We start from the raw sequence: 16,185 nt of genomic DNA on the forward strand, positions 1-16,185 counted from the left end.
AGCCCCATAACTTAAGCCCCGTTGCCTCTACATCAATATCAACGGCATTTTCCATAAAGGGCTTGCCACATAAGGCAGCGATACGCAGCTGTTTTTCCTTGATCGTCGGCGCTGGGCGTAAACTATGCACAACCTTCTGATTGTGAACCAACTCAAAACTAACTTCAAAGCGGCTCAGCGCTTGGCGTTTTAGGACTTCTTCTAAATGATTAAATTCAGTCTTTTCTGTTCTCAAAAATTTTCTTCGAGCAGGTGTATTGAAAAACAAGTCCCTAACATCAACACTTGTCCCTCGATTATGAGCAACAGGACTTAAGCGGGCCTCCATGTCTCGCCCCTCAGTAACAGCTTGCCAGCCCTGCTCTGCATTGTCTGTTTTTGAACTAAGTGCTAAACGGGAAACCGAACTAATACTTGCTAAGGCTTCCCCCCTAAACCCTAAGGTCGCGACGGTTTCCAGATCATCCAGGGATTCAATTTTACTGGTAGCGTGACGACTTAAGGATAGAGGTAAATCATCTTTGCCCATGCCTTCACCGTCATCACGAACTAAAATTCGCTTAACACCGCCTTGCTCAACCTGGACCAATATTTTGCGTCCACCCGCATCCAAGGCGTTTTCTAATAATTCTTTTACAACAGAAGCAGGACGCTCCACCACTTCACCTGCAGCTATCTGGTTTGCTAGGCGCGCGGATAGCTTATGAATTTTACTCATAGAAGAAATCTGAAAATCTAATCAAAAACGGAAGCTTACGAGGAAGGTAGCGACAAGCGTTGACCAACCCATACATTATCAGAGCGAAGCCGATTCAAACGACGAAGCTCTGTAAGCGATACATCATTGCGCATCGCAATATGGGAAAGGGTATCACCTTTTCGAACAACATACTTCTTGAAATTCGTGGCTTTTGATTTAGTGCTTTGAGCAACACTTTGGTTCACTACACTATTGCCACCCTTATTCCATGCCAATAGCGTTCCCGGAGGTGGCGCGTCATTAAAGTAAGCGAGAATTCCGCCCTTTATCGCCTTGGCCATTTTCCGCTGATACTTTGACGACTTTAATCTCTTGGACTCTGCCGGATTTGAAATAAATCCTGTCTCAACCAATATTGATGGAATATCTGGTGACTTCAACACCACAAAACCTGCCTGCTGAACCGAACGCTTATGCAAACGAGCAACATTGCCCATGGAGCTTAATACCTTACTACCTACGCCTAAACTCGCTTTTAAACTTGCCGTGGAAGAAAGGTCCAAGAGTACGCTCGCTAGAACGTCATCCTTGTCTTCCAAACTTACACCACCCACGCCGCCTATTAAATCGGCAGAATTCTCTTTTTGCGCTAACCAACGAGCTGTCTCACTGGTCGCGCCACGGTTTGACAAGGCAAAAACTGATGCACCGTGTGCCTGGGCTTTCTTAAATGCATCAGCATGAATAGACACTAACAAGTCAGTATTATGCTTTCTGGCAATCCGGGTACGCTTGCGCAAACCAATATAATAATCCCGCTCTCTGGTCAGGTAAGCTTTAAAGCCTTTTTGAGCATTAATCTGCTTTCTCAATTCTTTAGCAATTGCCAACACGACATCTTTTTCTTTTATACGATTCGGGCCGATGGCACCCGGGTCTTCCCCACCATGCCCTGGATCTATAACAACGATAATGTCTCGCTTCTGACCCGCAGGCACTTTCTTAACAACATTCTTGCGCGCTTCATTTAGCTTTTTTGTTTTCGTATATAAATCAACAACCAGACGATTTCCGTACTTCTGATTTGGCTTTAGCAAAAAGCTTTTCGTTTCAGCCTCTTCTTTTAAGTCCAATACAACCCTAAGATCATCTTTATTTCTACGTGCACTGCGCACTCCGGAAATAGGCGTACCTTTGAGATTCAAACTATCAAACTTAAGCGCCTTATCAGCATCATTAATATCCAAAACCAAACGCGAGGGATTCTTCAGCATCATGATTTTATGCTTTACCGGGTGTGATAAATCCAGAACTAAACGAATATACTCTGGAGACTCCCAAATACGCGCATTAGTTACTTTCGCTTGAGCAGCATTTACACTGCCAGCCATAAACGTAAAGGCAGCGAACAGAACAAGCACCTTTGCCAGGAAGCTAACTCTACTAGTACGAACTTTCATTAAATTCAGCTCTCTACTCAATCACAAAAGACATGCTTGAAACCACATGAACTCAAATTATAATTACTCAGCATGAAACATTACTCACTACCAAACCCGAGCCCGGCCTTAAACTAACCTCTTTCAATACTGAAAGAATCTCGCCATCTGCAGTAATCTTACAAAGGCGACCACGCCCGGTGCAGCTCAAATCGACTTCAAAATCGGCCTCAGGCAAGAAACCCTGGCCTTTATCAGGCCACTCAATAACACACAACTGCTTTTCCTGACCGTCATGAGGCACTTCAAAATAATCACGCACCCCCATAAATTCTAGCTCTTCGGGGTCGCCCAAACGATACAAGTCAAAATGATTAACTTGCACATTCTGTAATTCATAGGGTTCAACAATCGTATAAGTCGGACTCTTCACCTTACCAAAGTGCCCTGCACCTTCGAGAATCCCCCTAGTTAAGGTTGTCTTACCCATTCCGAGGTCACCGTGCAAAAAGATACTCACCACACCTTGATGAAAACAATGCTCATCGATGACACTGAATAACAAGCGTCCTAATGCTACTGTCGCTGACTCGTCAACCAATACAAGCCCAATAGCCGCTTTTGTCATACTCGCACCCTATATCGATTCACTCTCTTGCCCTATAATCCATAAACAAATATTAAAACAAGCGCTCTTTGCAGACACAAAAAGCAGGTTCTGCTGCACGTTTATGCCATAATAGCGTCGTAACACATTGCTTATTAATGTATTTGCTGAACAAACATTCCTAGTTAACTGTTAAGTATAGCAAAACATCGTCAGACTTACACAAAGATGCCGCTAGAATAGATTCGATGCAAAACACTAAGCCCAATCTTACTCACAACGAGCTGCTAGAACTTGAGCAGTCAATCCAAAAAAAAGCGCTAGAACTTGGGTTTCAGCAATTTGGCATCACAACTAATGACCTAGACATTCATATAGAACGATACAAAGACTGGCTCGATAGAGGTTTTCATGCAGACCTGGATTATATGGAAAAGCATGGAAGCAAACGCTGGCAGGCTGATGAATTAGTTCCCGGCACGCTTAGGGTTATTTCCTTGCGCATGAATTATCTAAGCGACCCAAACTCTCCTCTAGGCCTTTTGAACGAAAAAGAAAAAGCCTATATATCCCGCTATTCCTTGGGGCGTGACTATCATAAGCTAATCCGCTCGAGGCTAAAAAAGCTGATCGAACATATAAAACAAAAAGCGGAAAGCTACAGCTTTAGAGCTTTTGTCGACAGCGCACCTGTACTTGAACGAGCCTTTGCCCAGAAAGCGGGTTTAGGCTGGTTCGGTAAAAATACTATGCTTATCAGTCGTGAAGCGGGTTCCTGGTTTTTTCTGGGGGAAATATATACCGACCTCCCTCTTCCAATAAGTAAACCATACATAGAGGAACACTGTGGTAGCTGTAAGGCCTGCCTCACTGCCTGCCCGACAAAAGCATTTGAAGGACCGTACTTACTAGATGCTAAGCGCTGCATTTCTTATCTAACAATTGAGTTAAAAGGTAGGATTCCGCTAGAGCTAAGAAAGCCTATGGGGAACAGAATCTTTGGTTGCGATGATTGCCAACTCGTCTGCCCTTGGAACAAGTTCAGAAAACCCAGCCAAGAGACAGACTTTAGCCCCCGAAACAAGCTAGATGATATCACTCTGCTAGAGTTATTCTCTTGGAATGAAGAAACCTTCCTAACGAATACCGCAGGATCACCCATTCGCAGAGCGGGCTACGAATCCTGGTTAAGAAATATAGCCGTCGCACTTGGAAATGCGCCACAGTCATTAGTTATCGTTGCAGCCTTAAAACGAAGTAGAGAAACTGCCTCCCCCTTGGTCGCAGAACATATCGACTGGGCATTAGCGCAGCAAACCAAACCAAACAATCAAGAAGAGACTTAGCTACGCTTCATATTTGATGCCTGACTAACAGTATCACTCATTGTATAAGACAGTGACCCCAGGTGTTCAGCTATATCAAGCAACGACTGGGCGTTTGACGCCAGCTTTGCAGAAAAGTCTGCGTTTTCCTGGCAAGCCTCATCTAGATACTGACTATTGCTCACAACACCCTCAATACCTTGACTTTGCATACCCATCGCATCGGCTGAAACATTTATCTCTCGGGCAATATCTTCGACTTCGGAGGTGACGGCCTCCAGGCGATTACCCGTTTCGTTCACAACCATACAGCCCTGGTCGATACTCTCTTCCGCAACAGCCAGAAGCAGGCGTATTTTTTCTGCCGACTCGTTACTTTTGTGCGAGAGCGTCCTGACCTCATCCGCCACAACCGCAAATCCACGCCCCTGATCACCAGCGCGAGCGGCTTCGATTGCAGCATTTAGCGCCAGCAAGTTTGTTTGCTCTGCGATAGCGGTAATCACGCCCATAAATTCCAGAATATCATTATTACCGTCCTTTATTTTTTCCATGCAGTCGATAGTCTCTCGCATCGACTCACTACTAGAAATCGTATTTTTCTGCACTTGCTCAGACTTAAGGCGAACCACCTCCATTGCTGTAGCGGTCTGTTTAACCGAGTTAGCCATATCTTGAAGCGTATTATTCATTTCATGCGAGGACTCTAATTGGATATCAACCCTCTCGCTAATAGATTGACTATCATCATTCATAATCTTTGTCGTAGAAGATAAACGAGAAGAAGTATCAAGCAAAGCTTTAGCCGAATGGCTCGCTTGCTCTAAAATGGTCTGTAACTGGTCAGTTAATGCTTTAGCCTTCTCCGCTTGATAGCATGACTCTTTGGTTGACTCGGCAGCAAACTCAAGCGCCTCATTTCTAAGCTTAAACATATACGCAAGACTAAAAGCCTGGGCCAGAACTGGCAATAAAAAACCAGAGTAAGTATTAATTTTATCTTGCTTATCACTCAACTCAAACACAGGAAGCTCGTACCCACCGCGCTCCAACACGATAAACACAACTACTTCGGCAAACATTACCGCACTCCAAAAGGCACCCCACTTTCGGTCACACACCGTAAACGCTAAACCGATCAATACAACAGGCCAGTAAAAATGAGCTGACTGCAGACCGCCAAGATAATAAACCAGGCAAGCACAATACGTAGATGCCAGGAATACCTGTGTATTTGCTATCAGCATTCTAGGAAAGCGATCCATCTTGTTCGCAATTAGCAATAGAGGCTCACCAATGACCAGCAACCATGCCCAGGCGGCAAGTGCGTCGTAACCAACAGAAGACCACTTAATTAGACTGTATAAGCCGATCACAAAGATCAAACAACACATAAAAGCCATGATCTTGAAATGAATAAAGTCGCGGTCACTCTCAACCATCGAAGGCAGACAAGCATTGAAGCCTTGCTGAATAATATTCAATGTATGTTCCTTAGTGATACTAATAATTTAGACCCAACCGTTACCCTACCTTCAAGAAAGGTGGCCGGTTCAAGCAAGTTCTAATTCACATTATAGCCCATTTTTCACTTTGCAAACTTAGTTCACTTAGTATCTGCAAACACTGAGATTTGTGCTACCTTCAGTAAAGGTAAAATTACTTTTAGCAGGAAAAAGTGCATGTCAGATAAAACGATCATGGTTGTCGATGATGTCGAGTCAAACCGTGTGCTTTTAAAAATGATTCTCGAAGATGACTTTAACATCGTGGAATGCAGCTCCGGCCAAGAATGCCTGGATCAGGTAAGCCAGGAAGTACCTGATATCATTTTGCTAGACGTAAACATGCCCGGAATGACTGGCTACGAAGTTTGTACCGAGCTTAGAAAGCACAAAGAAAGCAGCGTTGTTCCCATTGTTTTCGTCTCTGCCATGGATAATGTCGAAGAACATCTTGCGGGCTTTGAAGCAGGCGGCAACGAATACATCACCAAACCAATTGACCCGGAGCGAGTGCTTGAACGAGTCAATTACTTTATAGATCACCAAGCCGAAACAAACAAAGCGAAGGAAGATGCCAGCAACGCCATGAAAGTTGCCATGGAAGCCATGACATCAAGTAGCGAGCTTGGCCAAATAATCGAATTCGTGAAAACCTCTCAGGAAATCACAACACTGGAAGGCATTGGACAAAAACTATGTGAAGTTGCATCAGGCTTCGGCTTGAGCGCATCCGCTGTCATCTATGGCACCCCTAGTGTTTTTATTAATTGCTCGCAAGACTCTATGGAAGCTCGCGTACTAAGCAAATTCAGAAACTCTAAAGAGCGAATTATCAGCATTGGCGTCTGAACGATGGTTTGCAGCGACTCCATGGGTGTACTTATAAATGATATGCCAGTTGACGATGAAAGCCGCTACGGTCGTTTCAAAGATCACCTCGCAGTTTTATCAAGCATCTGCGATGGCCGACTGCTCACACTTCAATCTCAAATATCAATGACCGACCAGCGTAAAGATGTACTAGGCCGCGCTATAGGTATGACCGAAAAACAGGTCAAACAGCTAACCAATAAACTTGCTGAACATGATGTCACTGTTCGACAAGTTATGCTTGATATGATTACTGAACTGGAAGCCAAACTATTTTCCTTAGGCCTGGACGAAGATCAGGAAGAACAACTAATGGCACTAGCCTATCAAGCAAGTGACAAACTTGAAGGTATGAAAGATAGCGCTAAGAACCTCGAGAATGAGTTAGGCCTGGTACTGGAAGGTCTGTATGAAGTACTAGCAAAGAACACATAACAGAGTCCAGTGCATGAACTTACCCAAGTCATTCAATACGTTCACCTCTATCATTTGGTACGGCGAAAGAAAGCACAATAACGCAGCTCTCGTTGACGCTCTAATCTCGAGCGGCTACCAGGTCGAGCAAATTAGTAATGAAGATGAGCTGAAAAGCAGATTCCTGAAAGTTCCTACAACGTTTTTAATACTTGACCAACCCAATGATATGGTTCGTTGCATCCAGCTAGTCATCTCTTTCAAGCTGCAAGCAAAGGATTCTGCGTTCACTACAATATTGATCTCTGACAAGGCCAGCATCGAAGACAAGGAAAAATACTATCGAGCAGGCGGCAACGAAATTATACACCCTCCTGTTAGCCATAAAGAATTACTAAGTAAAATCAAGCACTACAAAATGCTATGCGATACCGCTAATCGCTTTGCCCAATCAATCGCAACGGAAGAAAATCTGGGCAAAGCAGAAGAGTCTCGACGCCGTTTTTTAACAACCTTGAGCCATGAACTCAGAACCCCTCTCAATGGAATACTTGGCTTTTCAAAAGCCCTGAAGAAAAAAGACGAAGAGACTCCTTTGGGTAAATCTGGTATCGATGCCCTTAGCCGAATATTTGAAAGCACTAACCAGATCAACGCAATTATTACAACCCTGATCGATATCTCCAGCGCCTCTCTGGGCGCTCAGGGAATGATATCAAAAAACTTCGATATCAGCTCTCTCGCCTTAAAGCTCGAAACCAACTTCAGGCAAGCAGCGCTTGAAAAAGGCTTGGACTTCTCAATTGATTACCCTGATGGCCTAACAATGCTAAGCGATGAAAAGAAAATTTATTCAATGCTGCAGCACCTTGTTGATAATGCCATCAAATTCACTCAAAGCGGTAGCGTCAACATTCGCCTTAACACTGACTTCAACCCCACTAGCGGACAACGCATTATCTTTGAAGTATCAGATACAGGCATCGGAATAGACCCGCGAGACCATAAGCGGGTCTTTACCGAAGTCGGGCAATTAAATAACGAACACAATCGAGAACATTATGGTGTCGGCCTGGGCTTATATTACGTCAACCTGCTCTCGCAACAGATCGGAGGTAGCATTGAGGTTGAATCAACTCCCGGCGAGGGCGCTAAGTTTACTTTAGACCTACCTGCTGGAGAGCTAATTCTTGAAGCAGAACCAGTAAACGAAGAGCAAGAAATTGATGACCTATTGTTCTAGGCAGCCACCTCGGCACTTTTAACAACACTCTGTAAATCGAGTATCTGGATTGAAAACCCCTCAGCTCACTTAGACCAAACACAATATCAATATATATTGATATTGTGTTTGCTATATCAATATATATTGATATACTTCAAAACTATGATGATAAGCACCTCGAAAGTAGAACCGATTAATTGCGGCGACATCCACCTCCTTAGCCAGGCTCTCAAAGCTTGCGGTGACCCTCTTCGCCTTCAGATCCTTCAGGTACTGCAGTTTGAGACCTTTGGCGTACTCGAGCTGACTCAACTTTTTAACACCAAACAGTCTGGCATGAGTCACCATTTAAAGGTACTCAGCCAATCAAGTCTTGTAGAAGCACAGCGCGAAGGTAATGCCGTCTTTTATCGTCGTCCAGTCTCATTCGATTCACAGCGAGTAAAGTCTACTACTGAACAATTATTTTCCTTAGTTGACCAGTGCCCGCTTGATCAAAGCCTACAAGACAAAATCAAATGTATTCAGGAACAACGTGCAGTTCAATCGCAAGCATTTTTTTCGCGCAATGCAGACCGCTTTCATGAACAACAAGAGCTTATTGCGAAACATAGCTTATATGCGCAAGCAAGCTTTGAGCTTCTTCTGCAAGAGCAGCGCGCCAATCTAGCAGAACAAACCATTATTGAATTTGGGCCAGGAGAAGGTCATTTTCTACGCCCGCTTAGCGAGACATATAAATCCGTTATTGCCATCGATAACTCTCAAGATATGCTAAATAAAGCGCGTGCTTTTGCGCTAAGTGAAGGTTTGAACAACATTACCTTTGAATTAGGCGATACCCATAGCTATAAAAACTTGTGCAACAAAAACGAAAGGCCGCAAGTAGACGCAGCTGTCATGAATATGGTTTTACATCATGTTCCCGCCCCTGCTCAAATATTTATTGATGTCTATGCAATTTTAAAGCCTGGCAGTTCATTGGTTATTTGTGATTTAGCCCACCACAATCAGGAATGGGCTCGTGAAAGCTGTGGAGACCTTTGGCTTGGCTTTGAAGCCCAAGAATTACTTAGCTGGGCAGAACGTGCTGGCTTTATTGAAGAAAAAAATGCATTTATCGGCCTCCGTAATGGCTTTCAAATTCAATTACGAAAATTCATAAAACCTATCAATAGCAGTATTAACTAATTTGTGCAGGAAACGACTATGAGCGAATACAGTATATTTACTTCTGAATCTGTATCAGAAGGCCACCCGGATAAGGTTGCAGATCAGATCTCTGATGCAGTACTCGATGCTATCATTGCCCGCGACCCACTTGCCCGTGTTGCCGTCGAAACGCTAGTTAAAACCGGCATGGCCGTTGTTGCCGGAGAAGTGACTACTTCCTGCTATGTAGACCTAGAAGACATTGTTCGAGACGTGATTACTGGCATCGGCTATAACAGCTCTGATGTTGGCTTTGATGGCGCTACGTGTGCGGTACTTAATGGCATAGGTAAACAGTCAGTCGATATCAACATGGGAGTTGACCGCTCTAAACCTGAAGACCAGGGTGCTGGTGATCAAGGCCTAATGTTCGGCTACGCAACAAATGAAACACCAAGCTTAATGCCCGCTCCCGTTTATTACGCACACCTATTGGTACAACGTCAATCTGAGCTTCGCCAGAACGGTACACTACCCTGGTTGCGTCCAGATGCTAAGTCTCAGGTGACCATCAACTACGAAGGTGAAACACCAAAAGTGGATGCTGTGGTTTTGTCCACGCAACACGACCCTAGCATCTCTTTAGAAGACTTGCGTGAAGCAGTATTAGAAAACATTATCAAACCTGTTCTACCTGCTGAGTGGCTAAGTGACAATACTTTGTATCACATCAACCCAACCGGCAACTTTGTAATTGGTGGGCCAGTCGGTGATGCTGGCTTAACAGGCCGTAAGATTATCGTTGATACCTACGGCGGTATGGCACGACATGGTGGCGGCGCATTCTCTGGAAAAGACCCTTCAAAAGTTGACCGCTCTGCTGCTTACATGGGCCGCTATGTTGCCAAGAACGTCGTTGCTGCGGGTTTAGCTGATCGTTGTGAAATCCAGGTTTCTTATGCTATCGGCGTTGCTGAACCAACTTCTATTTCTGTTAATACTTTTGGAACTGGTAAAGTTTCAGATATCGAGCTCGCGAAAATAATCCGTGAAGTTTTCGATCTTCGACCTTATGCAATCCAGAATCAACTAGAATTGCTTTATCCGATGTACCAAATTACTGCTGCCTATGGACATTTCGGACGCGAACCTTTTGAGCATACCTATAGTTACAAGGAAAACGGCGAAGAGAAAACTAAGACCTTCACCGCTTTCACCTGGGAAAAAACTGACAAGATCGATGCCTTGAAAGCAGCTGCAAAGGTTTAAAGACAGTAATTTTTACTAATACGACAGACTGAACCTACTTCAGCCTGCACTCAATATTACGTTGGCCGGAAAGCAATCCGGCCCACAAGACAGGACATAATTATGAGCTTCACAGATTATAAAGTTGCCGACATCAATCTAGCCGATTGGGGCCGTAAAGAAATTCAAATCGCTGAAGGCGAAATGCCTGCACTGATGGCTTTACGTAGAAAATATAAAGAAGCACAACCATTGGCTGGTGCAAAAATCATGGGTTGTATCCACATGACAATCCAGACAGCAGTTCTAATCGAAACTTTGGTCGACCTTGGTGCTGACGTTCGCTGGTCATCATGTAACATTTTCTCTACTCAGGATCATGCAGCAGCGGCAATTGCAGCAGCGGGTATTCCAGTATTTGCCTGGAAAGGTGAAACAGAAGAAGAGTTCCTTTGGTGCATCGAGCAAACCATACTATCTGAAAAAGATGGTAGCAAAGTTTGGGATGCCAATATGATTCTTGACGATGGTGGTGACCTGACTGAGATGGTGCATAACAAGTACCCTGCACTGCTTAATGATATTCACGGTATTTCTGAAGAAACAACAACAGGCGTACACCGATTGTTAGAAATGATGACGAAAGGTGAGCTAAAAGTTCCAGCGATTAACGTTAACGATGCTGTAACTAAATCCAAAAACGATAATAAGTACGGCTGCCGCCACTCATTAAATGATGCCATTAAACGTGGTACAGATCACTTACTCTCTGGTAAAAAAGCACTAGTAATTGGCTACGGCGACGTAGGCAAAGGCTCTGCTGCCTCATTGCGCCAGGAAGGTATGATCGTAAAAGTTACTGAAGTCGACCCAATCTGTGCAATGCAAGCCTGCATGGATGGCTTTGAAGTTGTTTCACCATATTTAGATGGTGTGAACACGGGTTCTGTAGAAGGTATTAACAAGCTACTAATGGAAACAACCGACCTGATTGTTACCACGACAGGTAACGTCAATGTCTGTGATGCAAGTATGCTTAAGACACTTAAGAATGGCGCTATTGTTTGTAACATCGGCCACTTCGATAATGAAATTGACACGGCTTATATGCGTGAAAATTGGGAATGGGACGAGATTAAGCCACAGGTTCACAAGGTTTATCGTGACAAGGGAGCTGATGATCACTTGATTCTTCTTTCTGAAGGTCGCTTGGTTAACCTGGGTAATGCCACGGGTCACCCTAGCCGAATTATGGATGGCTCATTCGCTAATCAGGTACTGGCCCAAATCTATCTTTATGAACGTAAATTCGCTAACTTGATGGAAGCAGAGAAGAAGGAAAGCATCTACGTTAAAGTACTTCCAAAGAAACTTGATGAAGAAGTTGCTAAAGACATGGTTGAAGGTTTTGGTGGTGTCATCACGCAATTGACCACGAACCAAGCTGACTACATCAACGTGGATGTTGATGGGCCATATAAGCCAGAATCATACAAATACTAATACTCTGTGGAGGCGTAGCGCAATACACGCCTCCATCTATCCAAATTTAATAGAGACATTATCATGCACAGCCAAAAGCAATTTAAACATCGCTTCAGTTTTGAGTTTTTTCCTCCAAAGACTGAAGCTGGTATGGAAAAGTTGCAGGTCGTTAGAGATGAATTAGCTCGACGCAAACCCGATTTCTTTTCTGTTACCTATGGTGCCGGGGGCTCTACTCAAGAGCGCACCATCGATACAGTGTTAAAGCTACAGGACCAAGGCATATCAACCGCCCCACACCTTTCATGCGTTGGCTCTACAACTGAAAACATCGCCTCTTTGCTTGATCATTACATTGAGCACGGTGTAAATAGAATCGTTGCCTTGCGCGGTGATCTACCGTCTGGAATGGGTTCAGCCGGCGAGTTAAAGTATGCGAATGAGCTGGTTGAGTTTATCCGCAAGCACAGCGGAGATCACTTCAACATTGAAGTCGCGGCCTACCCCGAGTTTCACCCACAAGCACCCTCTGCAGAAGCTGACCTTCTTAACTTTAAGAAGAAAGTTGACGCTGGGGCAAACAGTGCCATCACACAGTATTTCTATAATGCAGACTCCTACTTCTACTTTATAGACCGCTGCGAAAAAATGGGCATCAATATTCCTATTGTTCCTGGGATCATGCCTATCACGAACTACAGCAGCTTGGTTCGCTTTAGCGACATGTGCGGTGCTGAAATTCCACGCTGGATCAAAAAACAGCTCGAAGCTTATGGCGATGATACTGTTAGCATTCAGAAGTTTGGTGAAGAAGTGGTAAGTCAAATGTGTGAGCAGTTGTTAAAAGCTGGCGCTCCGGGTCTACATTTTTATACACTTAATCAAGCCGAACCAAACTTAAAAGTTTGGGACAATCTTGGCCTAAGTGACGAGGAAAAAATTCGCTTTTAAACTGCTTTCATCTTATTTTCGTTAAGCCCTTCTGCTGGTGGTCAGGCATAAAAATATATCGTTTATCCTGACCGGCTAGCTGCTCCCTTTCTTAAGTTCTATATTGTCATGTTTTGTGACAATTCATTTAAATTTTCTTCCAAGTAAAGAAAACTTTAGCCATTTGGTCTAGACTCATAGAACAAATATTAACCAGTTAAAAAATATTGCGACCTTGTGACTATGACTTCGGCGATCAGTTTTGTTATCTCCCTAGCACTCACTAATCGTAATGTAGAGACACGCAGCAGGATACTGAACATATGTAAAGTAATACCGCTCGAGCGGTAAATATTTCCTTTAGGGGGCCTTATGAGTATTTTTAGTCATTACCAGTCTAGATACGAACTGACTCAGCAGGAAGAGTTTAGTCTGGAAGAATACCTGGAAATCTGTAAGAACGATCCGAGCGCTTACGCAACCGCTGCCGAGCGCATGCTTATTGCGATTGGTGAACCTGAGCTCATCGATACCTCCAAAGATCCTCGTCTCAGCCGAATTTTCTCCAACAAAGTCATTAAGCATTACCCCGAGTTTAAAGATTTCTATGGCATGGAGGAATGTGTCGAGCAAATTGTCTCTTTTTTCAAGCATGCAGCCCAGGGTTTGGAAGAGAAGAAACAAATACTTTATCTATTAGGTCCTGTGGGGGGCGGTAAGTCATCATTAGCAGAAAAGTTAAAAGCTCTGATGCAGAAAGCCCCCTTCTATGCCATCAAGGGCTCACCCGTAAATGAAAGCCCCCTATCCTTATTCGACCCAGATGAAGATGCAGATATCCTCGAAAAAGAGTACGGTATCGCAAATCGCTATTTGGGAAGCATTATGTCTCCATGGGCGGTTAAGCGGCTCCACGAATTCGGCGGCGATATCAGCAAATTTAGGGTAGTAAAAATCTGGCCTTCAATTCTGGATCAGATAGCCGTCGCTAAGACCGAGCCCGGAGATGAAAACAATCAGGATATCTCTTCATTAGTCGGTAAAGTGAATATCCGAATGCTCGAAGAGTACTCGCAAGATGACCCAGATGCCTACAGTTTCAGCGGCGGTCTATGTCTTGCTAACCAAGGTATTCTTGAGTTTGTAGAGATGTTTAAAGCCCCCATTAAAGTATTGCACCCACTACTTACTGCAACCCAGGAAGGTAATTACAATTCGACAGAGGGTATGAGCGCCATTCCGTTTGAAGGCGTAATCCTTGCCCACTCAAACGAGTCTGAATGGCAGTCTTTTAGAAACAATAAGAATAACGAGGCCTTTCTGGACCGTATATCAATCGTTAAAGTTCCCTATTGCCTCAAGGTAACTGAAGAGATAAAAATATACGATAAGCTACTTAAGAATAGCTCCTTAAATCAAGCACCTTGTGCCCCTGATACGCTGACTATGCTTGCGGAGTTCTCCGTTCTTTCCAGGTTAAGGGAACCTGAAAACTCCAGCATATTTTCGAAGATGAAAGTTTATGACGGCCAGAACATTAAGGACACAGACCCCAAAGCCAAATCGATTCAGGAATATAAGGACAATGCCGGGGTAAACGAAGGCATGGATGGTTTATCCACCCGCTTTGCCTTCAAGATACTATCCAAGGTATTTAACTTTGATACTTCTGAAGTTGCGGCAAACCCTGTACATCTACTTTATGTATTAGAGAAGCAGATTGAACAGGAGCAATTTCCACAGGAAGCGGCTGACAGTTATTTGCGTTTTATTAAGGAGTTTCTTGCTCCCAATTACGTTGAGTTTATTGGCAAGGAAATCCAGACCGCCTACCTAGAATCCTATTCAGAGTATGGCCAGAATATATTTGATCGTTATGTTACCTACGCCGATTTTTGGATACAGGACCAGGAATATCGAGACCCGGAAACCGGTGAGATATTTGACCGGGCCGCTATCAACGAAGAGTTAGAGAAAATCGAAAAGCCAGCAGGCATCAGCAACCCTAAAGACTTCCGTAACGAAATTGTTAATTTCATGTTGCGTGCACGTGCCAACAACAATGGGCAGAACCCCTCCTGGCAGAGTTATGAAAAACTTCGATCTGTCATCGAGAAGAAGATGTTTTCAAATACCGAAGACTTACTTCCTGTCATTTCATTTAATGCAAAAAGTTCAAATGAGGATAAAGACAAACACGAGCAATTTGTAGAGCGTATGGTTGAACGCGGTTATACCAAGAAACAGGTTCGCTTACTCGCGGAATGGTACTTACGCGTCCGTAAATCACAGTAGCAGAAGAAGGGTTTAAACCCTTCTTCCATACAATAGATTTAGCCAGAAGGTGCACCATTAAACCATAGCCATGGTCACCCCGAGCCACGCCGAAACCAGGATGTATTATGGGTATCAGTCACATCATTGATCGCCGACTTAATGGCAAGAATAAAAGCGCAGTGAATCGTGAGCGCTTTCTTCGCCGTTATCGCGAACATATCAAAAAAGCGGTTTCCGATGCAGTTGGAAAACGCAGCATTACCGATATGGAGCGCGGCGAAAAAATCAGCATCCCGAGCAAAGACCTCGACGAGCCGGTTTTTAATTCCGGACAAGGTGGCGTGCGCGAGGCAGTTAACCCCGGGAATAAAGAATTCAATACCGGAGACCAACTCCCCAGACCACCTGGTGGAGCCGGCGGAGGCGGTGCGGGTGAAGGAGAAGCGAGCGACTCTGGTGAAGGCATGGACGAGTTCGTCTTTCAGATATCTCAGGAAGAGTTTCTCGACTTTATGTTTGAAGACCTGGAGCTACCCAACCTGGTCAAAAAACAGCTGAAGGATACCACCTCATATAAATACCTAAGAGCAGGTTTTACCAATACCGGCAATCCCTCAAAAATTAATATCGTACGTTCTCTCAGAAAGGCCTATGGAAGAAGGCTAGCCCTCACAGGCAAGTCACGAGAAAAAATAAAAGAATTAGAGGAGCAGCTTAAAAAGCTAGACCCTGAAGACGATATTCAACATGCTCGAATCAAAGAGATAAAAGAAGAACTCACAAAGCTTAAAAAACGAATCAAAAACATCCCCTGGATTGATGAGTTCGACTTACGCTTTAACCAACATATAAAGCAACCCGTCCCAAGCACCAGCGCCGTTATGTTTTGCTTAATGGATGTTTCGGGCTCCATGACTCACATGCATAAAGACATCGCCAAACGTTTTTATATTTTGCTCTATATGTTTCTAAAACGAAATTATCAAAAAATTGAGGTTGTTTTTATTC

Annotated in this window: 14 protein-coding genes; 10 read left to right on the top strand and 4 right to left on the bottom strand. The window is 44.0% G+C overall.

Annotation, left to right across the window (positions count from 1 at the left end; translation table 11 throughout):
- The 3 genes from mutL to tsaE form a co-directional block, all read right to left on the bottom strand.
- Positions 1-718, bottom strand: a 718-nt coding sequence (gene mutL, locus A3735_RS22290) for a DNA mismatch repair endonuclease MutL (protein WP_156499833.1), incomplete at its 3' end; no start/stop codon positions are given.
- A gap of 35 nt (positions 719-753) precedes the next feature.
- Complete coding sequence (locus tag A3735_RS22295) at positions 754-2,160, bottom strand: N-acetylmuramoyl-L-alanine amidase (RefSeq protein WP_068511747.1); 1,407 nt, start codon at positions 2,158-2,160, stop codon at positions 754-756.
- A gap of 67 nt (positions 2,161-2,227) precedes the next feature.
- Positions 2,228-2,767, bottom strand: coding sequence for a tRNA (adenosine(37)-N6)-threonylcarbamoyltransferase complex ATPase subunit type 1 TsaE (tsaE, locus tag A3735_RS22300; RefSeq protein WP_068511749.1), 540 nt, complete (start codon positions 2,765-2,767; stop codon positions 2,228-2,230).
- A gap of 227 nt (positions 2,768-2,994) precedes the next feature.
- Between tsaE and queG the strand changes: the two genes are divergently transcribed.
- A complete protein-coding gene (gene queG, locus A3735_RS22305) occupies positions 2,995-4,092 on the top strand; it encodes a tRNA epoxyqueuosine(34) reductase QueG (RefSeq protein ID WP_068511750.1) in 1,098 nt (365 codons plus the stop codon).
- Here the strand turns inward: queG and A3735_RS22310 are convergent.
- Positions 4,089-5,555 (bottom strand): methyl-accepting chemotaxis protein, encoded by a 1,467-nt coding sequence (locus tag A3735_RS22310; RefSeq protein WP_068514961.1) that lies wholly within the window; start codon positions 5,553-5,555, stop codon positions 4,089-4,091. The genes queG and A3735_RS22310 overlap by 4 nt on opposite strands.
- Before the next feature lie 198 nt (positions 5,556-5,753).
- On the opposite strand from A3735_RS22310, the gene A3735_RS22315 reads away from it, so the two are divergent.
- The 9 genes from A3735_RS22315 to A3735_RS22355 form a co-directional block, all read left to right on the top strand.
- Complete coding sequence (locus A3735_RS22315; protein WP_068514958.1) at positions 5,754-6,425, top strand: PleD family two-component system response regulator; 672 nt, start codon at positions 5,754-5,756, stop codon at positions 6,423-6,425.
- Positions 6,426-6,446: 21 nt separating this feature from the next.
- Positions 6,447-6,881: a hypothetical protein gene (locus A3735_RS22320; RefSeq protein ID WP_068514054.1), complete on the top strand. Its 435-nt coding sequence runs from the start codon at positions 6,447-6,449 to the stop codon at positions 6,879-6,881.
- A 13-nt stretch (positions 6,882-6,894) separates the two neighbouring features.
- Entirely contained in the window at positions 6,895-8,103 is a 1,209-nt protein-coding gene (locus tag A3735_RS22325) for a hybrid sensor histidine kinase/response regulator (protein WP_068514955.1), read from the top strand.
- Between the two features lie 144 nt (positions 8,104-8,247).
- Positions 8,248-9,276, top strand: a complete 1,029-nt coding sequence (locus tag A3735_RS22330; protein WP_197469927.1) for a metalloregulator ArsR/SmtB family transcription factor — start codon at positions 8,248-8,250, stop codon at positions 9,274-9,276.
- Between the two features lie 18 nt (positions 9,277-9,294).
- Positions 9,295-10,506, top strand: coding sequence for a methionine adenosyltransferase (gene metK, locus A3735_RS22335; protein WP_068514953.1), 1,212 nt, complete (start codon positions 9,295-9,297; stop codon positions 10,504-10,506).
- A 102-nt stretch (positions 10,507-10,608) separates the two neighbouring features.
- Positions 10,609-11,988: an adenosylhomocysteinase gene (ahcY, locus tag A3735_RS22340; protein ID WP_068514950.1), complete on the top strand. Its 1,380-nt coding sequence runs from the start codon at positions 10,609-10,611 to the stop codon at positions 11,986-11,988.
- 63 nt (positions 11,989-12,051) lie between these two features.
- On the top strand, positions 12,052-12,921 hold the full coding sequence (gene metF / locus A3735_RS22345) for a methylenetetrahydrofolate reductase [NAD(P)H] (RefSeq protein WP_068514947.1): 870 nt from the start codon (positions 12,052-12,054) through the stop codon (positions 12,919-12,921).
- A 351-nt stretch (positions 12,922-13,272) separates the two neighbouring features.
- Positions 13,273-15,195, top strand: coding sequence for a PrkA family serine protein kinase (locus tag A3735_RS22350; RefSeq protein WP_068514944.1), 1,923 nt, complete (start codon positions 13,273-13,275; stop codon positions 15,193-15,195).
- Between the two features lie 113 nt (positions 15,196-15,308).
- On the top strand, positions 15,309-16,185 hold an 877-nt coding region (locus A3735_RS22355), incomplete at its 3' end, for a YeaH/YhbH family protein (RefSeq protein WP_304440004.1).

Source organism: Oleiphilus sp. HI0061, assembly GCF_001635675.1.